General features: G+C 38.4%; 21 protein-coding genes. 5 read left to right on the top strand and 16 right to left on the bottom strand.

Annotation, left to right across the window (positions count from 1 at the left end; translation table 11 throughout):
* Window positions 1–80: 80 nt before the first annotated feature.
* The 4 genes from ABC374_RS12305 to ABC374_RS12320 form a co-directional block, all read right to left on the bottom strand.
* Complete coding sequence (locus tag ABC374_RS12305; RefSeq protein ID WP_413018024.1) at window positions 81–2,327, bottom strand: DEAD/DEAH box helicase; 2,247 nt, start codon at window positions 2,325–2,327, stop codon at window positions 81–83.
* A gap of 228 nt (window positions 2,328–2,555) precedes the next feature.
* Entirely contained in the window at window positions 2,556–4,352 is a 1,797-nt protein-coding gene (pepF, locus tag ABC374_RS12310) for an oligoendopeptidase F (RefSeq protein ID WP_350302877.1), read from the bottom strand.
* Window positions 4,353–4,470: 118 nt separating this feature from the next.
* The gene (locus ABC374_RS12315) at window positions 4,471–5,145 is read right to left on the bottom strand and encodes an FMN-dependent NADH-azoreductase (protein WP_413018027.1); all 675 of its coding nucleotides are present in this window, start codon (window positions 5,143–5,145) and stop codon (window positions 4,471–4,473) included.
* Between the two features lie 181 nt (window positions 5,146–5,326).
* The gene (locus ABC374_RS12320; RefSeq protein WP_413020334.1) at window positions 5,327–6,061 is read right to left on the bottom strand and encodes a YqcI/YcgG family protein; all 735 of its coding nucleotides are present in this window, start codon (window positions 6,059–6,061) and stop codon (window positions 5,327–5,329) included.
* Window positions 6,062–6,285: 224 nt separating this feature from the next.
* Between ABC374_RS12320 and ABC374_RS12325 the strand changes: the two genes are divergently transcribed.
* A complete protein-coding gene (locus ABC374_RS12325) occupies window positions 6,286–6,540 on the top strand; it encodes an alpha/beta-type small acid-soluble spore protein (RefSeq protein WP_305161567.1) in 255 nt (84 codons plus the stop codon).
* Between the two features lie 147 nt (window positions 6,541–6,687).
* Here the strand turns inward: ABC374_RS12325 and ABC374_RS12330 are convergent, their stop codons facing one another.
* Window positions 6,688–7,899: an iron-containing alcohol dehydrogenase gene (locus tag ABC374_RS12330; protein WP_350298933.1), complete on the bottom strand. Its 1,212-nt coding sequence runs from the start codon at window positions 7,897–7,899 to the stop codon at window positions 6,688–6,690.
* 125 nt (window positions 7,900–8,024) lie between these two features.
* On the bottom strand, window positions 8,025–8,912 hold the full coding sequence (locus ABC374_RS12335; RefSeq protein WP_413018029.1) for a R2-like ligand-binding oxidase: 888 nt from the start codon (window positions 8,910–8,912) through the stop codon (window positions 8,025–8,027).
* Window positions 8,913–9,043: 131 nt separating this feature from the next.
* Here ABC374_RS12335 and ABC374_RS12340 point away from each other — a divergent pair, with 131 nt between their 5' ends.
* Complete coding sequence (locus ABC374_RS12340; RefSeq protein ID WP_350298935.1) at window positions 9,044–9,730, top strand: response regulator transcription factor; 687 nt, start codon at window positions 9,044–9,046, stop codon at window positions 9,728–9,730.
* Window positions 9,731–10,100: 370 nt separating this feature from the next.
* Here the strand turns inward: ABC374_RS12340 and ABC374_RS12345 are convergent, their stop codons facing one another.
* Window positions 10,101–11,189, bottom strand: a complete 1,089-nt coding sequence (locus ABC374_RS12345) for a branched-chain amino acid aminotransferase (protein ID WP_350298936.1) — start codon at window positions 11,187–11,189, stop codon at window positions 10,101–10,103.
* Between the two features lie 663 nt (window positions 11,190–11,852).
* Here ABC374_RS12345 and ABC374_RS12350 point away from each other — a divergent pair.
* The gene (locus ABC374_RS12350) at window positions 11,853–13,121 is read left to right on the top strand and encodes an L-lactate MFS transporter (RefSeq protein WP_413018032.1); all 1,269 of its coding nucleotides are present in this window, start codon (window positions 11,853–11,855) and stop codon (window positions 13,119–13,121) included.
* A 482-nt stretch (window positions 13,122–13,603) separates the two neighbouring features.
* Window positions 13,604–14,671, top strand: coding sequence for an AI-2E family transporter (locus ABC374_RS12355; protein ID WP_413018034.1), 1,068 nt, complete (start codon window positions 13,604–13,606; stop codon window positions 14,669–14,671).
* Between the two features lie 231 nt (window positions 14,672–14,902).
* On the opposite strand, the gene ABC374_RS12360 is transcribed toward ABC374_RS12355, so the two are convergent.
* Window positions 14,903–15,352, bottom strand: a complete 450-nt coding sequence (locus ABC374_RS12360; RefSeq protein WP_350298939.1) for a YueI family protein — start codon at window positions 15,350–15,352, stop codon at window positions 14,903–14,905.
* Between the two features lie 225 nt (window positions 15,353–15,577).
* Between ABC374_RS12360 and ABC374_RS12365 the strand changes: the two genes are divergently transcribed.
* Window positions 15,578–16,321: a L,D-transpeptidase family protein gene (locus tag ABC374_RS12365; RefSeq protein ID WP_350298940.1), complete on the top strand. Its 744-nt coding sequence runs from the start codon at window positions 15,578–15,580 to the stop codon at window positions 16,319–16,321.
* Window positions 16,322–16,720: 399 nt separating this feature from the next.
* On the opposite strand, the gene ABC374_RS12370 is transcribed toward ABC374_RS12365, so the two are convergent.
* The 8 genes from ABC374_RS12370 to ABC374_RS12405 all read right to left on the bottom strand — a co-directional run bounded on the left by ABC374_RS12370 (window position 16,721) and on the right by ABC374_RS12405 (window position 22,174).
* On the bottom strand, window positions 16,721–16,843 hold the full coding sequence (locus tag ABC374_RS12370) for a hypothetical protein (protein ID WP_272492815.1): 123 nt from the start codon (window positions 16,841–16,843) through the stop codon (window positions 16,721–16,723).
* Window positions 16,844–16,952: 109 nt separating this feature from the next.
* Window positions 16,953–17,375 carry a nucleoside 2-deoxyribosyltransferase gene (locus ABC374_RS12375; protein WP_350298941.1) on the bottom strand — a complete coding sequence of 141 codons (423 nt, stop codon included), beginning with the start codon at window positions 17,373–17,375 and terminating at the stop codon, window positions 16,953–16,955.
* Window positions 17,376–18,019: 644 nt separating this feature from the next.
* A complete protein-coding gene (locus ABC374_RS12380; RefSeq protein ID WP_048686335.1) occupies window positions 18,020–18,340 on the bottom strand; it encodes a type II toxin-antitoxin system HicB family antitoxin in 321 nt (106 codons plus the stop codon).
* Window positions 18,341–18,450: 110 nt separating this feature from the next.
* The gene (locus tag ABC374_RS12385) at window positions 18,451–18,732 is read right to left on the bottom strand and encodes a DUF4190 domain-containing protein (RefSeq protein ID WP_350298942.1); all 282 of its coding nucleotides are present in this window, start codon (window positions 18,730–18,732) and stop codon (window positions 18,451–18,453) included.
* Between the two features lie 450 nt (window positions 18,733–19,182).
* Window positions 19,183–19,833 (bottom strand): amino acid ABC transporter permease, encoded by a 651-nt coding sequence (locus ABC374_RS12390; protein WP_034307000.1) that lies wholly within the window; start codon window positions 19,831–19,833, stop codon window positions 19,183–19,185.
* A 14-nt stretch (window positions 19,834–19,847) separates the two neighbouring features.
* Window positions 19,848–20,486, bottom strand: a complete 639-nt coding sequence (locus ABC374_RS12395) for an amino acid ABC transporter permease (protein WP_413018038.1) — start codon at window positions 20,484–20,486, stop codon at window positions 19,848–19,850.
* 112 nt (window positions 20,487–20,598) lie between these two features.
* A complete protein-coding gene (locus ABC374_RS12400; RefSeq protein ID WP_101225415.1) occupies window positions 20,599–21,426 on the bottom strand; it encodes a transporter substrate-binding domain-containing protein in 828 nt (275 codons plus the stop codon).
* Window positions 21,427–21,445: 19 nt separating this feature from the next.
* On the bottom strand, window positions 21,446–22,174 hold the full coding sequence (locus tag ABC374_RS12405) for an amino acid ABC transporter ATP-binding protein (RefSeq protein WP_048687119.1): 729 nt from the start codon (window positions 22,172–22,174) through the stop codon (window positions 21,446–21,448).
* Window positions 22,175–22,262: the final 88 nt, after the last annotated feature.

Consider the following 22,262-nt stretch of genomic DNA (forward strand, 5'->3'; position numbering starts at 1 on the left):
AAGCCATAAAAATAGACAAACTCGATTTTCATCGAGTTTGTCTACAGTCTGAAAAGCCCTTATTAAGGGCCTTTCCCGAGCTATTCACTTTTTTTGAATTGAGATAGTAATTCATCTGCCATGATTATAGAATCCAAACGAGCCGCTATATATGGAGGCTGGACCCGATTATTGGACTCTACGGGCAAACCTAGCCAGACAACTCGTTTATCCAAGATGATAAACGAAAAGGAAACAGGTGAACAAATAAATTGATCAGAGTGGATATCAGGGTTTCTTTTTGCTGAAATGATCGTCAATTTCACTGCAGGGTTTCGTTTCATTAAATATTGCTGCCATTCTTCTGACAAACTGTTCAAATCCGGAACAGCGAAAACCATATCTTGTTTTGTTGATTCAATATCTTCCTGAAAGTCCCCCAATTTACGGGCATGCATCCATTGTAATCTAGGATGCTGGTGTTTAACCCATTTTCCAATGTCTTTCTTTGATACAATCTGATCATTTTGAATTTGATGATCGACAAGCTGACGAAGTGTTTTGCTGCGATAAACGTGTTTGTTAACAAATGAAGTGTCACATACATGTACGAACTTTCCCTTTGTCCTTGTTATGGCCACGTTAATGAGCCTTTCACTTTCTCTCCCTGTCAATAACATTCCAGCCCTGTTTTGCGGATAACTATCAACTGTGTCAAAAATCATCATCTCCCGTTCACTTCCCTGGAAACGATGTACAGTTGCAGCGATGATATCCGCCGTTTGCCGTTCTTTGTCATATAAGTCATCCAATAGTTTTTCCATCAAATCCGCCTGGGCACGATATGGGGCGACATAACCGATTGATCTTGCCCCACCCACATAAGCTTCATGAATCAGTTGAAAAGATAAAAGCAATTGCCATATATTCATTCTCGAGTGGGATGTGCGTTCAGTGATGCAATATTCCCCTGCTAAGCTAGTATCGAGCAGTGCCGCTGCCTTATTGGCAAATGGTTCCGCCAGCATTATTCCCTCCCTGCTGGTCGCAACACTTTTATGATCGCCAACATAATTGTTATAGACGACACGATTAGTGAATGCTGAAATATCCGGATGCATGCGGCGCTGTTCCTTTAATAGGAATAAATGGGGATGAAGTTCTCCTTCTTCAACAGACTGGGCGACACCAGCCCGATGAAAAATGTCTTCCTTCAGCCAAAGTTTCACTAGGGAATCTCGAGCCGAAGCAATAGGAGGCAATTGTTTGAAATCACCACAAACGATAATATGCTTGGCTAACGCTGCAGCAAAAGCCACCTGAGGTACGTATGCCATACTCGCTTCGTCCAAAATGACCAAATCATATTCCTTTTGATAAACCGTTTCATCATTTGCGGCTTTAGCCAAGGTCGTTCCGATGACTTTTGCTTCTTTTACGAATTGAATCTCTTTTTGGCGGATTTTCTCCAAGACTTTGGCCAGCTTTTTCTCTATCTCAATTAATTGATCTGTATCCCTTTTACTGAAGGACCCTGCCAAGTCATGCTTTAACAGACGTTTCTCTTCGCCAAGCTCTTCTTTTTCTTTAATTAATGTCGGTTCATGTTTACCTAATAATTGCCCTGTAACAATATCATCATGAATGGCTAGTGATTCACCGATTTGAGATCCATAGCGAAGCACATCGCCTTCTTTGAAACGATCTTTCTTTTTAATGAATGACGAAATTTCAGCCATCAAAACATCGACAGCCTGGTTGCTATGGGACAAAACCAGAACTTTTTTATCCTGTAAATAATGATTGGCTACTGTACGAGCCAATGTATAGGTTTTTCCTGTTCCAGGGGGTCCCCAAACAAAAGTGACAGGGTTGAATTTCGAGCGCGCATATAATTCTTTCACGCTGCTTTGTTTTTCATTTAAAGGATGTTTTTGCGGCATGGACGGATCCATCAGGCGCTTGATCCGAAGCCTTTTCCTTTTGCTTCTCTTGGTTTCATCCAAGCGGATGATCAATTGCTCAAGCAATTCCCAGGGGTCGTGGTATAAAAAGGCTTCATCGATCATATCACCTAGCGAGCGATCAAAAACAATGATTATACTTTTCCCTTCAGATGAGAGGATTCTTCCCTCCTGCTTAATTCCTCCCCATTCCAGTCGAACGAGGGAACCGACAGGGATTTTTATCGATGAACCTGTTTCGAAATAATAGTTGAAAGAATCGTCACCTGTAAGCAGATGGCCGTTCGAAACCAGGTATTTTGTACTGCCATATTTTTTTAAATGCAGGATTTCAAGTTGAAGCGCCTGCTGCCATTCTTTTATATAATTAACTGTCGAATTCATTTTTCACTTTCCTCACAAAATATGCCATTGAACAAAGAAACTGGCCCATTGGCTAGGCTCCGAAGTAGAAAGTAACGCTGTTACCCAGACTTTTTCGCGCATTTCCTGTTTCATAAGCATATAAAATAAGGCCCAATCAATAGATTGGGCCTCTCCTACGCCAATGTTTTAACTATAGCATTTTTTAAACACACATACCATGGGCTCTTTTGGAAGAAATGGTTTAGATTAGCCTTCTGTTAACTCAGTGAATTGGTCGACAAGATCGCTAAAAATCTTCATTGCGTTTTCGATTGGATCAGGTTTAGTTAAATCTACGCCTGTTTTCTTAAGCAGCTCCAATGGGAAATCGGAACTACCGCTTTTCAAGAAGGTCAAATAACTTTCAAGTGTTTTTTGGTCCCCAGAGAGGATCTTATCAGCGATAGTGATGGCTGAAACGTAACCAGTAGCATATTTGTAGACATAAAATGGACGATAAAAGTGTGGGATTCGTGACCAGCCATACTTCACTTCTTCATCGAAAATCATTTCATCTCCATTATAAGCCCGAAATATCGATTCATAGGCTGTATTAAAAACCTCGGCATTTAGAGGTTCATCATTTTCAGCTTTTTCATGTACGATCTTTTCGAACTCCGCAAACATCACCTGTGTGAAGAATGTTCCTTTAAAACTATCTATGAAATGGTTAAGTAAGTGTTTTTTCTTCTGCACGTCTTTTGTAGTCTTGATTAAATGGCGAATCAAAAGGATTTCATTCACAGTGGAAGCAACTTCAGCGACAAAAATGGAATACCCGGCACTTATTTGCGGTTGATATTTTGAACTATAGTATGAATGCATACCATGTCCAGATTCATGTGCAAGTGTAAAGACACTGTCTAAATCATCACGGTGATTTAATAAAATGAAAGGATGAACACCATAAAGTCCTAAATTGTAAGCACCTGACCGTTTTCCAGGTGTTTCCCTGACGTCGATATATCTTTTTTCCTTAAAGGTTTTCAGGATTGTGATATACTCTTCGCCAAGAGGCTTCAGTGCTTCAACCATCAAAGAAAAACCATCATCGTAAGAAATCTCCTCTTTAGCGCCTTCGACTAATGGCACACTTAAATCATAGGCACGCAATTCTTCTACACCCAGCAATTTTTTTCTTAAATGAATGTATTTATGCATGGGTCCGATATTTTGCTTAGTAGACATAATCAAATTATCATAAACCTCTTTTGGAACTTGATCCCCAAATAAGGATTTTTCCAAGGCTGATGGATAATTTCTTAGTTTTGAAAGATTCACATTATTTTTGATTGCCGTGGCAAGTGTGGAAGCGATTGTATTCTTCAACTGTACATATGGCTGATAATAGGCGAAATAAGCCTCTTTTCTTTTATCGCGATCATCGTCTTCAATCAATTTGGAATACATTCCCCGTGTCAGCTCTACCCTCTCGCCGTCTTCATTCGTAACTTCCCCAAATTTTATATCCGCATTGTTGATCATCCCGAACGTTTTTTGAGGTGCTGAAAAGGCTTCGCCTATTTGGGAAAGCACCTCTTCTTGTTCTTTCGTTAACACATGGGCTTTATAGCGGAAGGAATCCAATAAATCCTCTTCAAAATATTTCAAACCCTCGACTTCTTTTATGTACCCTTTTAATGTTTGTTCTTCCAGGCTTAGAAGAAACGGCATGAAGAATGCAGAAGCATTACTTATTTTCTGCCCTAACTTACCAGCTCGATCCAGCAATGCTTGTGATGAGGTGACCCGTGTATCCAAATCGGCTTGAAGCATGGCAAATACATATAGCTTGTTATAAATGTACCCAACTTCCTCACTTAACCGTAAATACTCGAATAAATCTTGAGCGGACTGAATATGCCCATCGTAAGTTTTTAATTTTTCTGTCATCTTAAGGACTTCTTGATAATCTTTTTCCCAATTAGCCTGATCTTCGTAGATATCCTTTAAATTCCAAGTTTCTTCTATCTTTAATTCGTCACGTGATTTAAACGTTTGCATATCGTCAGCACTTCCTTTCATGCTTATAGCTTACCCTTTATTATAATCGACTTTCAGAAAAATCTGCATAGAAAAACCAGTATGCTAAAAAATACATACTGGTTTCCCCTTTAAAGAATTAGAATTTTGCTGCAGTTTCAGCAACTTTCGCCAATCCTTCTGCAACGATATCCTGTGAGCGATCTGGATATTGATTATGTCCCTCGATTACAACTGTTTCTGGGTTTGATATGCCCCATAAGTTTAAATTCATCGTTACGTATTTCTCTGCCATTTCGCCAGCATCCATTCCAGGCAATGCATAATCGGATCCGCGTGCATTAAGTAAGGCCACTTTTTTACCTCCAGCTAAGCCGACTGGGCCTTCAGCTGTATATTTGAATGTTGTTCCCGCTTGAGCAAGATAAGAAATATAAGTTACTAAAGGTGCTGGAACCGTTGCGTTCCATAACGGGAAGGCAAATACCACTTTATCGGCAGCAAGGAATTGATTCAAGTATTGTTGCACGATATCAGCAATTTCCACTTCTTGTTCAGTCAATTCCATGCCTTGGTTGCGTTTATATAAGGCAGTGATTGCAGTATTTCCGTAGTAAGGCAAGTTCAGTTCAAATAAATCCAATTCAGTTATTTCATCGCTACTATTTGCTTCCTTATATGTGTTCAAAAACGTTTCATACATTTTGACACTGATTGCTTGATCCGCTGGACGGTCATTTGATTTAACAAATAATACTTTAGACATTTTTGTTCCCCCAATTGTTAATTTTGTATGTTTTTTTAAAAATAGCATTTAATCCATATATCTCGATTTAACTGCAATTACTACTTTCACATTATAAAACTGAAAATCTCATAAGGCAAGAAATATGTTTTTTATTTTCATTTTACATTTCATGAATTTGCGCGACTGTATTATTTTATCCCGACGCCCTCTAAGTAGCGCGAAAAAAACCGAGAGCATTTGCCCTCGGTTAAGTTAACTCTTTATGATTGAAGGGGCACTTACCTTTTATCGGTTCTATATCATCCCCTATGAAAAATTGTTTCCATTCATTATGATTTACATCTCCAAAGTGACTTATATCCGGATGTTTAGGAAGGTTATCCCATTTCTCCACTCGTTCACGAACTTTTTCACGCGACATGATTCCGCCTTTTTCCGTTCCTTCCAAGCCTTCAAATATCATCCGGGGTTGGAATCCAAGTACAAGGCTATTTCCTAAATCACGGGTTTTACGCTGTTTATAAGCAGGTGCATTACCAAAGACAAAGATTGGCTCCCCTGCAAAATGATAGTCCCATAAATAATGCTCAGGGTCTTTCGGCTTTTCAATTGGCCAAGGTTTTTCATCCGCTTTATGCAAGTATTGCAGGATATCCCAAAACCTTTTACGGTAAAATTCTATATCACCCTCTATTGATTCAGGCTCCATAAAGACGAAAAGGCCGTGCCTGATATATGGCGGTTCCTGAAATAAATCAAGAAAGCTTTCCACTGCTTTTGGGAGATTGGACCAATCTTTCTGTGTGATATAAGCATAACGAAGTTCCCCTTTATTTTCAGCTTTCATACCAAAATAACAAGGAAAGGTTTTATCGGTCACTGTATTATGGAATGTTTGATATTCCTTAATTAGCCATTGCGGCACTCGATCGGGATTTGTCATATCTTCTTTTGTTAACAAACTTGAATTAGCAGTCAGCATCATTTTTCTCCTTAAATCGTTTTATTATATGTTACCCGCTTTAAATAAACTAAAACTTCTTCGGAGCGCAAAGCAGCTCAATCAGGTGCCCCTATATAATTACTTCTTTATTAAAGAGTTTATGACTTCCTCAAGGTTCATCGTAATTCAATTAAAAAACATTCGATCTGCATGTTAATCATTTTTTTTAGGATAACCTAAGAAAAAAACAGGAGTGATTTTTTATGGCAAGGAGAAGGAAAATTCTAGTATCTGAAGCGAGAAAAGGACTCGATGATTTAAAAGCCAAAGTTGCTGGTACAAAGAATCCCGAAGAAGCAAAGTTTGAAGTGGCAAAGGAAATTGGCGTACCGCTGAAAAAAGACTATAACGGTGAGCTGACATCCAAGCAGAATGGAAAAATAGGCGGAAAATTAGGCGGAGGCATGGTCAAGGAACTTATAAAGATGGCACAGGAAAACTTAGGAAAAAAACATTAACAAGAGTCGATCCCAGGTGGTAGTGCTCCACTTCAAAAGCTCATATATAGAAACGAACAGACTTAACGAAAAAAAATTTGGGACTTAACACTTTGGATGGCATTAAACTGTAAAAAAAGCCAACCTTTACGGGCTGGCTTTTTAATATTAACTAATTCTCACGGGTGAAACTCTTGAAACTACTGACATTATTAATTCCTCCGACATCGGGTAATTAGTGGCAGCTGGATCCGTCCTTACTGCTTTAAGAATTCTTTCCATATCGGATTGGTTAATTCCATAGGCGCTGAAGTCGGAGGGCAGCCCAAGATCGGATAGGAAAACACGGAGCTTTTCCACCACTTTCGCTAAGGTCCCTTTTGAATCTTCATCATGGATTTTCACATTAAAGGCTTCGGCTATCAAATGGGCCTTTGGAAGATATAAATCCGGGGTTGATTCCATGACGACCGGTAATAACACAGCATTTGCCAATCCATGAGGAATACGGAATAACGCCCCATATGCGTGGGCAAAGTTATGAACAGGGATCGCATTCAATGCACTACAAAATGCAGTGATTCCCATCATGCTTCCATGAAGCATTTCCATTCTGGCCTCAATATTCGTTCCGTCCTTTACGGCCCTTGGTAAATTTCTTTCAATAACTCGAATGGCCTGAAATCCATAAGCATCGGTTATTGATGTCGCCGCAGGTGAAACGATCGCTTCCATTGCATGTGTCAATGCATCTGCACCAGTAAACGCCGTAATGTCAGACGGCAGTCCGACTGTTAACTCGGGATCTAGAATGGCAACATCCGAACTTAAAAAAACATTGTATATATTCATTTTCACTTTTTTATGTTCATTATATATGACTGCGATCGGGGATACTTCAGAACCGGTTCCTGCTGTTGTGGGTACGGAAATATGCGGGATACTCATGGATTGGGCTTTTGGAAAACCCTCGAACAGATAACCGCTTGGAATCGCATCTTTAATTTCCGTAATTCCTTTGTATAATCCGAATTTCAATGCCTTTGCGGTATCAATGACACTCCCTCCACCGATGGCCAGTATGGCATCGGCATTCACTTCGCGTGCATATTTCAATGCTTCATTTACACATACACTCGCTGCGTCTTGTGTAACACCCAGAAACTGTCCAACTATTTCAGCTTTGGCACCTAATTTCTGCTGATCAAAAGTTTCGGCAACTTTCTTAACTACACCTGCATTTTCCAAGCCCGCATCACTTACGAGTAGAATCCTTTTGGCCCCGAGACCATTGAAAAGGTTTGGAATGAGTGATCGAGTGTTAGTGCCACTGTAAACCGAAGTCCTTAGCCAAAAATTCGAATGAGCGTTTACGTTCATACAGATCACCTCAGATATATTAGTCTATATTCACAGTTAAGAATTGTTCATACCCTGCCTCAAAGTTCCTGATGGCCACAACTTAACAAATATACTAAATAGTAAGCTTGTATCTTGTATCGGCTTTACAAAACCCCATATTCCTTTTCGTTACTTTGATAGATCTCTTCAATCCCCTTCCCTTTTGCCCTGGCTAAAATCTCCATCCGCACCGTTAATTGTTTCATGGTAAAATTCAATATAGCTTGTTGGTCATTGCCAAATGGATTTCCTAACCGATCATATCCCTCCGTATTTAACGCAATGGCCAGAGGTGAAAGTTCCTCCATTCTCTTTTCAACCTGTTTAAAGATATGTGGATGTTTACTGATGATTCGCTGCAGCAGGAAGGTCCCATAAGCAATATGACGTGATTCATCCTTCTTCAAAAGACCCACGCCTTTTAATAAACCAGGCATCATTTTATTAGCTTCGAGAGTCTGATAAAACCCGAAATATCCAGTTTCTGCAAGAACACCCTCGGTAAACATATTATAAACAGTGGCTGCTTCTGCCAAAGCTTCAGGGGATTGGTCGGATAAAAGTTTCTCCATCGCTTCAGGCAATATTTCATAAAAAATCGATTTATAAGTGTCTGAGTGATAAACCGTCAAATCACCCGTTTCACCAATCTGATCTAATGTATAACGAAAGAACTCCATATGCTTCGCTTCCTCGAACAGAAATGTCGTTAAATACATTTCTTCTTCGATCCTGCCTTCTTTGGCTATCGTCATAATGAGGGGCAGCAAATCCAAGGTCACCGCTTCTTCTCCGCCCTGAAAAAGGGATATGATCCTTAATAACACTTGCCTTTCAATATCAGTAAATGACTTCCAATCTTCTTTATCCTGGCTGAAATCAATGTCACGAGGATTCCATATACCGAATTTCTTTGCCTTTTGATAAAGTTTAAATGGCAGGGTATCTTCTCTAAAACTCCGGCTGGTGGTCGTTAAAGTCTTTCTTTTCATGGTAATGCCTCCTTGAAATTATGAACTTTGATTCTCTAAGGAATTTTTTGATTTGTAAGAGTTTTCATTATATTGTAAGATATTAGTAGCATTTATCCTAGCACTGATAATGTAGGGAGGAATAAAGTCGAATGCTTGAGGAAACTCTGATGAATCATGTAAAAAAGATTTCCCATCAAAAAGATATGGCAAATAAATCACAAATGATCGTAAAGGGCTGTGTGGATTTTTTTTCATTTCAACGCGCTTCTTTATTCAGTTACTCATGTTTAACAGGAATGGGTGAAGGAATATGTGCATGTACAAGTGAAGATACCTTTTCATTACATAATGTTAAAGAAAATATTCATGATATATACCCCATCCACCAAGCAGTCATCCATAACAAACCCATATACTTAACCATCCAACATGCGAAATCCTCCATCCCTGCAAAATACGTTAAAAGATTTTCCATCTCTTCATTGGCTATCATTCCGATAAATGTGAATGACATGGCCATCGGTTTAGTGTTGGTTGATCCCATTCACGCCAACGAGCCTGTTACCAAGAATGATTTAATGAAGCTTTCCCATTATTTAAAACTGGCTGTCGGTTCGACATTGGATTCCGCCCCTCCAACTTACCTTCTAAGCAAACGTGAAGTGGAGGTCCTTCAATATTTAGCCAATGGGTTGGGTTTAAAGCAAATGGCACCAAAAATGAGCGTTAGTGAATTTACAGTCAGAGATCATATTTCTTCTGCTATCAGGAAATTGGGAGTGAATCACCGGACCGAGGCCGTCGCTGTTGCCATAAGACACAAAATGATTATGTGAAACAAAAAAAACCTTCAAAGATGGTTTCGGACTGTAAACAAACTCTATGAAAATCGAGTTTTTTACGGTTTGTACAATTTGAACGCTGATTTCCTCTCCAGGCACTCGCTTTCCCGCGGGCTCCCCTGGACTCATTTTTCCCGCAAGAGTCTCGTACCCTCCGTTCCAATCAACTTTGTTTTTTTTAGATGAACCCTTTTGCCTATAGTCTTGATTTTAAGGTGATGAGGATGCTTTCTAAACCAGGATTTTATTCAGCGAAGACACGGAGGTCTCGTTGAGCCCCAATACTTAAATCTAGGCCAAAATTCAAAGGGAGTTTCAAAAGGGGTTCGGAATTTTTTAATTCCGAACCCCTTTTTTTTAAGTCTCATTGAGTCACTTTTTCTTCAACTTTCGTAGTCCAATTCAATTCGTCTGCGACTTTACCTGTTTGGACACCTGTCAGTGTATCGTAAAGCTTTCTGGAAAGTTCGCCAGTTTCACCGCTTTGAACAATCATTTCTTCACCATTCCACAAAAATTCACCAATTGGTGATATGACCGCGGCTGTTCCCGTTCCAAAGGCCTCTTCCAAGTGACCTAATTTATGGGCTTCATGGACTTCCTCCATCGAAATGCGTCTTTCCGAGACGGGAAGACCCCAATGTTTCAGCAATTCTATAATGGAATCACGAGTAATGCCCGGAAGGATGCTTCCATTTAAAGCAGGGGTGATGATTTCACCATTAATTTTGAAGAACACATTCATGCTTCCAACTTCTTCGATATACTTTTTCTCCACTCCGTCTAACCAAAGAACTTGGGCATAACCCATCTTTTCGGATACTTCCTGGGCTTTTAGGCTCGATGCATAATTACCGCCCGTTTTGGCTTCACCTGTACCTCCATTAACTGCACGTGTAAAAGCTGACTCCACTGCAATTTTAACTGGATGAATGCCTTCTTTATAATACGAACCTACTGGTGACATGATGATGATGAATTGATACTTATTCGATGGAGATACTCCAAGATAAGGCTCAGTAGCTATAATGAATGGCCTGATATATAAAGATGTCCCTTCTACCTGGGGAACCCAATCCTTATCAACGCTAATTAAAGTCTTTAAGGCCTTCAACGCAAAATCAACGTCGATATCCGGTATGCATAATCGGCTATTTGAACTATTTAAGCGTTGGAAATTCTTTTCCGGACGGAATAAGATAATTTCATCCTCTGGTGATGCATATGCCTTCAATCCTTCAAAAACGGATTGACCATAGTGAAAAATCATAGCTGACGGCTCTAATGAGAGCGGTTGATAAGGAACAATTCTTGGATCATGCCACCCTTGCCCTTGTGTGTAATCCATAATAAACATATGATCGGTAAACTGCTTACCGAACTCAAGCTGGTCCGCTTGTGGTTTTTCTTTCTTTGTTGTACTAAGCGTGATTTGCATGTCATGTTCCTTCATTACCAAAACCCCTTGTTGATTAAATTTACAAGATTTCACTTCCATAAAATCTATCTTTAATTAGTTTACTCCTATAAGGAATCATAGTTCAAGTCTTTAAGACGAAATTTTCGGAATTTTTTTAAAATAAATGGGTTTTTCTTTGATTTCCAGACTATGATTCCTGAAAAAAGAACCAATTATCCTGAAACCTCTAAAAATATCAATTCCGAGTGTACGCTAAGATGTCTTGAATATTAGATTAATTTTATCAAAATAATCACATTAAAGCCAATGAGAATAATTCTGGTTCATGGCACCTCAAGATTAAATTCAATCGTTTCCCCTTTTTGTAACCAGGAAAATCGATAAATGAAAAGACTTTTAGCAGATTCGTGAATAAAACACTAAAGCAAATACCTGAAAACCTTATATGTATAATAAAAAACCTAAGAATATATAACATTTTTAACCCGAATCCCTAAAGTGTTTTTTTCTTACCATTCCCATTTTTAAGCCAATGGAATATAGAGGGAATTTTTTCATGAATTTCAAATTAGTAGTTTACTACTAATTAATATTCTTATATACTTATTCCACAAGATAGATAAAACGCATGCAAAACGTTATATTATAGATAAAACGCATGCAACTTTCTTATTTTTGACGAAAAGGGGTAACAATATGACAAAAAACAGATGGTTAATCGCTTTATCCGCTATCGCCATTCACCTTTCAATTGGTGGGGCATATGCATATAGCGTTTACAAAAAACCATTAGTTGAGACTATGGGATGGTCAGAAACTGAAGTAACGTTAGCATTCACAATAATGATGGCGCTTGCAGGAACTTCAGCTGCTTTCTTTGGCAAATTCGTAGAAAAAAATGGTCCAAGGAAGTCAGCCATGGTCGCTGCTGTATTATTCGGTTTAGGACAAGCTGGTTCCGGTTTAGCAGTAATGGTCGATTCACTTCCGCTTTACCTATTGACATATGGGGTTTTAAGTGGACTTGGTATGGGGATCGGGTACATTTCACCAGTATCCACTTTAGTCAAATGGTTCCCAGATCGCAGGGGATTGGCAACAGGAATGGCAGTATTAGGTTTCGGGGCCGGAGCACTCATTACAGCGCCAGTAGCTGCAAGCCTAATGGAATCCGTTGGCATTTATTCTACATATTATATTTTAGGCGCAGGCTATTTCATACTGATGTTCTTAGGGGCATCCTATATTGCCCCTCCAAAGGCCAACTGGCTACCTGAAGGAATGAAGAAAGATATTGAGTCAGGTAAGAAAGAACTGAAGAAAGACCTAAGGCAATTAACTGCAAAAGAAGCGGTTAAAACTAAACACTTCTGGATGTTATGGTCCATGAAATTGATAAATACAAGTGCAGGTATCATGATGATTTCGGTAGCTTCACCAATGGCTCAAGACGTTGTTGGTCTGTCTGTAGCAGGTGCAGCAACATTAGTCGGAATTATGGGAATCTTTAATGGCGGAGGAAGACTTGGCTGGGCAGCAGCATCAGATTATATTGGACGTCCAAATGTTTTCGTCATTTTCTTCATCATTCAAATCGGAGCGTTCCTTTTACTTCCAACGACTACAAATACACTATTGTTCCAAGGACTTATCTTGTTGGTCGTTAGTTGTTATGGAGGAGGATTTTCAAATCTCCCTGCATTTGCCGGGGATTTATTTGGAACTAAGGAAATTGGTGCCATCCACGGTTACCTTTTAACTACATGGTCTCTAGGCGGGGTTTGCGGACCTATGTTAGTTACCGCAATCAGGGAAAGTACGAACAGTTATATCCCGGTATTCTACGTTTTCGCAGCATTAATTGCAATAGCATTTGCCATCTCCATCTGGTTGCGTCTGGACATTAAAAAAATGCAAACAGCACAGAAACAAGGAGTAACGAACACATTCAGTAAAATATCCTAATTTAAATCCTTGCAAAAAGGCATTATCAAGTAAAGTTCCATAACCGGAATTTACCTTTGATGATGCCTTTTTTGTTTATGACCTAAACGGTGGCTGCTCTTAAAAAGCCTTCGTATACCTTCCGAGATTGAGATAATTCGAAATCTTTTTGGAACTTTTTATGATTTATCATCCCAGCAGGATTCTTTGCTGGTGCAATTTTCAGCATTGCTTAAACTAAATCGCAATAGTCTAGGGAAATGCAGTTATTGGGATTATCGACTTATGAACGTGAGGACAGGTAAAAGTCATAGTGACCAAATATTTTTTTATGTTGACCTTCATTTTGCAATGAAAGTCTTGTTTTCGTTTGCTTGCCGCTATTTTAACAGGCTGTATTCCCATTTCCTTCTGATCAGCCCAAACAATTTGAACAAGTTATTTAGTTTAACATTAAGCTAAATCAGGGAATCAAGTAAGAGATAGAATTAGGGGGGATTGTCTTGTGGATCAATAAACCGTTTTTCAAATATGCATGCGCGATCATTTTGATCATTTTAATTATTTTTTTACTAGGTAAAATTGATTATGTTCTGCAGCCGCTACAAAAAATCATTGCTGCCATGTTTTTCCCTATTATTGTGGCTGGGCTTTTATACTATATATTACGGCCGGTCGTTAACTTTTTAACTGAATTTATCCCGAGGTCAGCTAGCATCTTCATCGTTTTTTTAATTATATTTAGTATGGTTGGGATGGTAGGTTACTTTGGCAGTCCTGTAATCGTGGACCAATTTCAAAAATTATCTGAAAACCTACCCAGCAAAGTGAAGGAATTCTCTAAAGAATCTGAAGTCATGATTGAAAAAAATGATTTTGGCATGGTTAATATGGAAGAATGGAAAGAAAAAGCGGTCACACATTTGAAAAATTACTCTGAAAAACTCATAGTGAATGTCAATACGATTTTTTCCACGATCACTAGTGTATTAACAGTATTGGTCATTACACCATTCATTTTATTCTATTTCTTGAAGGATGGAGATAAATTAAGACCATTTCTATTAAAATATATTCCGACCGATGTAGAATCAGAGGGAAATACGATTTTAAAAGACGTCGATAAAACCCTTTCAACTTATATTATCGGTCAATTCATCATATCAATCGTCATTGGGACTTTAATGTATATTGGCTACCTTATTATCGGTCTCGATTATGCACTTGTATTAGCCCTATTCGCCATGATTTTTACCGTTGTACCATTCCTTGGTCCATTAATAAGCATCATCCCTGCCCTCTTCATTGCCTTACAGCAAGACATTGGGTTGGCAGTAAAAGTACTCATTGTCCTTACCGTTGTTCAACAAGTCGAAGGGCACTTGGTTACACCGAATATTATGGGAAAACGTCTTAACATTCACCCACTTACCATTATCTTATTGCTGCTTGCTGCAGGATCAATATACGGTTTCATTGGCATTTTAATCGCTATCCCCACTTATTCCGTAGTAAAAACGATCATAGGAAATTTCAGGAAGTTTTATAACTTACGGAAAAGGGTTGCATAATCAGGAATGGTTGTCTACACAATTAATTAAAGACCCTATAAAAAATAAAAACAAAAATCATTCATAAACTTTTCAGACGTAGACAAACTTTAGGATAGGTGAGTTTGCCTGCAGTTTTTTGATTTTAAAAACGTTCCAGTTGGTTCATCCACATAAAACAGTAAAAAACAAGAAGGATAACCTTCTTCCGTGCCTCCTTTTGTAGACAAACTAAAAACGTTGATAATTCTATCAACGTTTTAATAATTTTTTAACAAAGCGTTTAAAAAACGCTTTGAAGCTTTTCTTTTTGATAACTTGCTGGGCATGAAATTTCTTCTCGATATGAATTTCCTCTTTGTTTATGGCATTATTTTCTGCTAATACCAAACCCAAATCGGAGTTGTGATCTTTGTTTAGGACAATTTTATAAGGAATATTATGACTCATTGCCAATTTAATATATTTCCCTAAATATTGATAGTCCATCTGACCATTTAAAAACAAATTGGAACGGGGATACTGCTTCATCATTTGCTCTATCTCGGGATATACATTCGTTTCAAAGACTTGGCTTTTTTTTAGTACGATGACGACGCGCTCCCGTAATGTGCCCAGAAATTCCCTTCGTTCGCCTGGCTTTATTTCTTTTGGACCATGGATTCCTTGTTCTAGATAGTCCTCCACATTTAGGCGTGACAATTCTTTTCCTCCTCCGCTTTCACTTCAATAATGTATGTAATATGGCCAAAAATAGTGCCCATCATTCTTTAAGTATGCATAAAAGTGAAATTTGGTCTGAGTTTGACTTTTCCCATAGTTATTTAGTCTACTCTTATTTTAAAAAAATGTCACTTTAGCCTTACTTCATGCATAGGATAGTATATGTGTAAATGTAGGTTGCTTAAATGAGGGACGGGGAAAAACATGAAAAAATTAATTGTATTTGTATTGATATTCGCCTTTAGTTTTTTGGGGTTCAGTAATACTTCAGGTGCGGCAGCAAGACAACTGATTATCATCAATAAAACCAATAATCAGCTTGCCTATTACGAAAATGATAAATTGGTGAGGGTATTTATCGTGGCGACTGGTAAGAAAGCCTCCTACACTCCTGAAGGAAAGTTCAAGGTAGTGACAAAGATTGTGAATCGTCCCTATTATAAAGGCAACATTAGAGGCGGAGACCCAAAAAACCCTCTAGGTAAAAGATGGCTGGGGATCAATGCAAGGAATACACCAGGAAATACGTACGCAATACACGGCAATAATGATTCTACAACCATTGGGAAATATATAAGTGCCGGTTGTATTCGTATGTATAACAATGATGTTCAATGGCTTTACGATAGGGTGAGAATGAACACTGTAGTCTTGATAGCCAGTTCGAATAAATCATTTGCCAACATAGCTGCAACGAATGGATATAAAGTGAGCGGATCTGTGAGCCTACCTGTAAATACCAACTCTACCCTAAAAAAAGGAAGCAGTGGCCCCCAAGTAATTGAACTGCAAAAAAGATTAACTAAACTTGGATTCAGCACTAAAGGAGTAGATGGGTCATTTGGAAAAAACACAGAAACAGCTGTAAAAAAATTCCAAAGTTCTAAAAAGCTTACTTCTGATGGGATCGTCGGACCAAAAACGAAAAAAGCGCTTGGACTTAAATAATTTTCATTGCCGATATCCACTTTTAGAGGATATCTTTTTTGTGTTTTAACTTTCCGACCTATACATTATTACCCATATCGTCTTTAATTTTCCACCATCAGTTATTGACTTTATGTTATAATTTATACATCAACAGCTAATCATAATCGCACTGTCATTACATACAAGGAGGTATTACAAATGTACGATGAAATTCTCGTAAATTCCATTAAAGCAATTTTTGTTATTGGCACCATCTCGATGTTCGTGATATTAGGATTCGTAAAAGGACGACGGTTTTAACTTTATCCAATTCTTTAAAATATCCTCACTTGCCTGATTACTTGTATTTTTTTCATACCGGTAATCAGGTTATTTTCAGTCAGAAAAAAAGCATATCCTCTCTGGGCATGCTTTTCCTTACCAATTATCCGTTTTATCTAAAAGTTGATCGATGTCAAATGTATCAAGATGGAATGGAACTGACTCTTCTGCAATCGCTTCAGTGGCTAACAATAATTGGTCGATATCGATAATGGCCAAAACAGTCCTCTCCCTTTTTTAATGGTTTTACCCTCATTTTTAATACACTAAACAATTCGTTCAAAAGATATATTATTAGAGGGTATCCTTTAAATTTTACATTTGACAATTATTTAAGATGCAGAGAATCCTTTTCAGATCCTTCCGGAGAAAGCGTATGTATCAATTTAACCAGCTTATAAAAGGTCCCGCTGCATATTGTTACCTCGGGAAGATTATGAAATATTGATTTTTTATTAATATGATAATTGTCTTTCTCAGGTGAATACACAATAATTTTCTTATTTAAAGACAAAGCATATCCAAGCTCATATAGATTACCTTTTCCTGCTGTTAGGAAGATCAGCATGAAATCGGCTTCCTCAATCCCCTTTTTCTCATATTCTCCAATGCCGTCCGTTATTTGGTTTTTCTCATCATTCGTAATTAAATTCAAGTCATTCACACATGTAAACCCTTTTGAAGTCAATTTCTTGATCAATGATTTGACTTGCTTTAAATTTTTTTCATCTGATGCTATATAATATTTCACACATACACCTCCAAAAAATATAACTATTGATACTTTTTACCTACGTTACCTATACTATACATATTCGTTATAAAGAACGCAATATCCTTTCCCAAAAATTAAAAAATAATTAATTGGAAATTTTAAGCGAAACAAAAAACCATCATTCCTTTACAGGTCATGATGGTTTCAGACTGTAGACATACTCAATGAAAATCGAGTTTGCCTGTTTTTTTAGGGGTTTGTACAATTAGACCGTTAATTTCCTCTCCAGGCACTCGCTTTCCGCGGGCTCCCCAGGACTCGTTTTTCCCGCAGGAGTCTCGCACACCCGCTCCAATCAACTTTGTTTAACTTTTAGATAGAACCCTTTTTTCCAAAAGTCTTCATTGTTTTAAATAGAATGATTAAAACTTGAGGTGATGATGGTGCTTTCCCCTGGATAAATACTTGGGCGTCCTACTCTGAAAACATATCTTTCACCAAATCATAAATGAAAGTGAAGTCGATCCGGGGTATTTTATACAGGGAATCAAGATCACCGTCGAGTTCTCATTACTACAAAAAATAATACTATGTACGTATTGACATTCCGAGTTACAAAATTTCCATAGGATTTCAAGAAATACAAAATAAAAACCTTGTCCTTTAACCGGCAAGGTTTTTTATTTTTCATATGTGATATTTTCTATTTCAATCCTGAAGGGTGCAGCCTCACAAATATTGATTCCCCTATCCAGATTTACCTTTTCCATTTCACTTGCATCCGGAATTGTTTTTTTATCGTGAATAAAATGTTCGACCATGGATTCCAGCAATTCTTGAGCACAAGCTAAGGCATCTACCCGATTCCTACCGCTAACGGAAGAAATGATTCCTTCTCGCCTAAAATCCGGGAAACAAACCTGAACGGAAAAAGAGTCGATAATCAACGGGTGTTTTTCATAATAGAATACGGCTGGGTACTCAAAGATTTGAATGGTCAAAATATCATCCCTTCATACAAAATTTAGGCTTTTATATTAATTATAACATGAATTTCCATTTTATATAGGTTTAATTTACTTTTCTTTGTTTGTCAAGTTAATGTTAGCACTCAATAGGTTGTTATGTCCGTATTTACTGTGAAATAAAAAAACACCAGGAAAATCAGAATCACGAGAACATTCAAGATTATACCTACAATGCTGCACACTTTTCCAGCTGTCACCAATCCATCTCCAGATTCACCAGTAAGCTTAATTTCTTGTTTACTCTTCGATGCAAATATTAAACCGAGAATACCTAATATGATGCCTACGAATGGAATAAACAGGGATAATACCCCCATGATCAATGATACAATTGCTTTGCTATTGCTTCTTTTAATTTCCGACATGCATTCCACCTTCTTTCTTCCATTATATATACGGTTATTAAAAGCAAAAGATTCATTTTTTGTTTACTCATTCATCACTAATATTCCAGTTGATTCCAGAAGTCCGCTCCTTTTCCGCCGACTGTCTGCCAAGCCTCTTCAAAGCAAGCGCCTCCGGGGTCTCGGCTAGTTAGCTATCCGGCAAGATTGTCGCATATTTCTTCCATCCATTAAGGATTACAGTTATAAAACCATGAAGGATAACCTAGTCTTAAACTTAGTTTGGGATGAGTCCTGCCTACGGTTTCTTCTTAAAATAATATTCCAGTTGATTTCAGAAGTCCGCTCCTTTTCCGCCGACTGTATGGATCATGGAATATAAACGAGTCTTCTTTTAAAACAAGGTTGAGGGTAAGACACTTCCGAACCTCGTAGACAAGTAAAAAACGACTCATTTCTGAGCCGTTTTTTTTAGGTTCGTTTCAATTCAAGTCTCTGGGCTACCAAAGAAAGGCTATAATTCACAATGAAGTACATGAGAGCCACCAGGATCAAAATCGGTATTAAATACTTTTGACTTTGTCCATATATGATTTGACCATGATGGGTCAGCTCCGGCAAAGAGATGACAACAGCTAAAGAGGTATCCTTTAATAAAGAAATGAATTGGCTGACAATGGGAGGAACCATACGGCGCAGCGCTTGGGGCAGAATAATATGTATCAATGCCTGTGTATAGCTCAATCCTGATGAACGGGCAGCTTCCATTTGGCCTTTATCAATGGATTTTAGCCCACTTCGAATGACTTCAGAAAGCATGGCTGACTCAAAAATTGTCAAGGCAACTATGGCTGCTGGAATGATTTCCAGTTTAATCCGTATCTCCGGCAAAGCAAAATAGGTAAAAAATATTATTAATAACAGAGGCAAATTACGAACCGTTTCTACAATCAGAGCTAATATTTGTGATAACACCGGCACTTTTGCGTATCGGATTATACCTACAAGACCGCCAATAATGAAACTTAGAATAATGGATATAAAAGCTACCTGGAGCGTTACCCAAAATCCTTCTAATAAAAACTTAAGATTATCTGGTGTATAGGCACCTGCAAAATCCATATCTTATACCTCCCTCAATTACTCTTAGCCAGACGTTTTTCCAAATAACCAACGCCAAAACTTAAAGGAATGGTAAGAACTAAGTAAAACGCTGCAACGAAAATGTACACATCAAACACGACAAATGTCCTTGAAGAAATCAAATCCCCGTGGTACATAAGATCGAGTCCTGCAACAACGGCTAAAATGGAAGAATTCTTTACTAGATTGATAAATTGGTTTCCTAAAGGAGGAATGACTATTTTAACGGCCTGCGGCAGAATGACGAACCTCATTGCCTGTCCATATGTCAGGCCTGAAGAACGGGCAGCTTCCATTTGACCCTTTGGCACAGAAAGTATACCTGCTCGAATTGCCTCAGCTATGAAAGATGATGTGTAAATGGTCAAGGCTAATGTCCCGGCGTATAGACCGCTTAGTTTAAGACCGAGAAAGAAGAAAAAGGTAATGATCAATAACGGTATGTTCCGAATGAACTCGACATAGGCGGTACCCAGCCAGTTTAGTGGCTTTATTGGCGCAATCCGCATGATGGCAATTAGCACACCAAGAATCAAACTCGCTATCAACGCGACCAAGCTCGACATGATCGTATTTTTAAAGCCTAATAAATACATATCCAGATTCTCTGTTAAAATGGAGAAATCAAGCACGGCATACACTCCTTTAACTAGTAAGGATGAGCAAAACGCTCATCCTCACAGACAAATATTCAAATGTTATTTTAGGTCAGCTTTCCTTATCAATTGCTAAAATGTTTAATGTTTAATGTTTAATCCATTTATCATGGATTTCATCGTACTTGCCTGAATCTTTAAGTGACTTAAGGGCTTTATTCAACTCTTCAACAAATTCGGCATTTCCTTTTTTCACGGCAATTCCATAAGGTTCTTCCGTAAATGTACCGCCAACAAGCTCATAACTTGGATCTTCATCTGCCATTCCATAAAGGATGGAATCATCCGTGGTCAATGCATCTCCTTGTCCGGATTTAAGTGCAGCGAACGCTTCGGAATAGTTTTCAAATTCAAGCACTTGTGCCTCAGGAGCTTTTTCACGGATATTTATGGAAGAAGTAGAGCCCTTGACAGCCAATACCTTTTTCCCTTTTAAACTATCAATACCCTTGATATCGCTGCCCTTTTTGACTAACAAAGATTGTCCGGCGTCGAAATAAACATCAGTGAAGTCTACTTCTTTTTTACGATCTTCCGTGATTGTCATGGTCGCTACAATCGCATCAATATCACCATTATTTAATAATGCCATCCTGGTTTTAGATGTCACTTCTTTAAATTCAACTTTATTCTCATCACCAAGGATTTCTGCTGCAAGAGCTTTGGCAATATCAATATCAAAGCCTTCAACCTCTCCTGTACTAGGATTCTTCAATCCGAATAGCCTTGTATCATTTTTCACCCCAAAAACGATCTTATCCTTTTCCTTCACTTGTGCGAGAACATCTTTTTCTTTGTCTTTGCCTCCACCCTCTTCAGCTTTGTCTGAATCGTTCCCCCCGCCGCATCCAGCTAATAAAATGACAGCCAGTAAGGATAGCAAAGATAATTTTAACCATTTCTTTTTCTTCAACATGTAATTCACCCCTGTTTTTTTAATGATTTAATATACGGCTAAGGAATAAACGAGCCCTCTCTTCACGAGGATTGGCGTAAAACTCAGCCGGTGATGCCTCTTCTAAAACCCTGCCTTCGTCCATGAATACGATTCGATCCGCTACTTCACGGGCAAATCCCATTTCGTGCGTGACCACGACCATCGTCATTCCTTCATGGGCAAGTGCTTTCATTACATCCAGTACCTCGCCAATCATTTCTGGATCCAAGGCTGAGGTAGGTTCATCAAATAGCATGATTTCGGGGCCCATTGCCAAACCTCTGGCAATCGCTACCCGTTGCTGCTGTCCACCTGAAAGCTGAGAAGGAAATGAATTCGCTTTATCTCCAATCCCCACTTTGTCCAGATACTTCAGTGCAATCTTTTTCGCTTCCTCTTCAGATTGTCCTAGAACCTTCCTGGGAGCAAGCATGATATTCTCGAGCACTGTTTTATGGGGATACAAGTGAAAATGCTGGAAAACCATACCGATATTCCGACGAAGTTTGTTTATGTCCGTTTTTTTATCCGCTACATTTAGACCATTTATGGAAAGGGAACCTTGCGAAATGGTCTCTAGACGATTAATGCATCGAAGCAGTGTACTTTTCCCTGAACCGGAAGGACCGATGACCACTACCACCTCCCCCTTCTTAATTGTAAGATTAATTTCTTTCAATACATGGAAATCACCATAATACTTATTCACTCGGTCAAAAACTATCATAATTAGCCCCCTGCCCAAAACTAAAAATTTATAATAATCAGAATTCTAAAAGCGTAATATAGCACTCTCTTAACTCGAAACAAATCTT

The organism is Peribacillus phoenicis (assembly GCF_047238085.1).
Taxonomy (GTDB): Bacteria; Bacillota; Bacilli; order Bacillales; family DSM-1321; genus Peribacillus.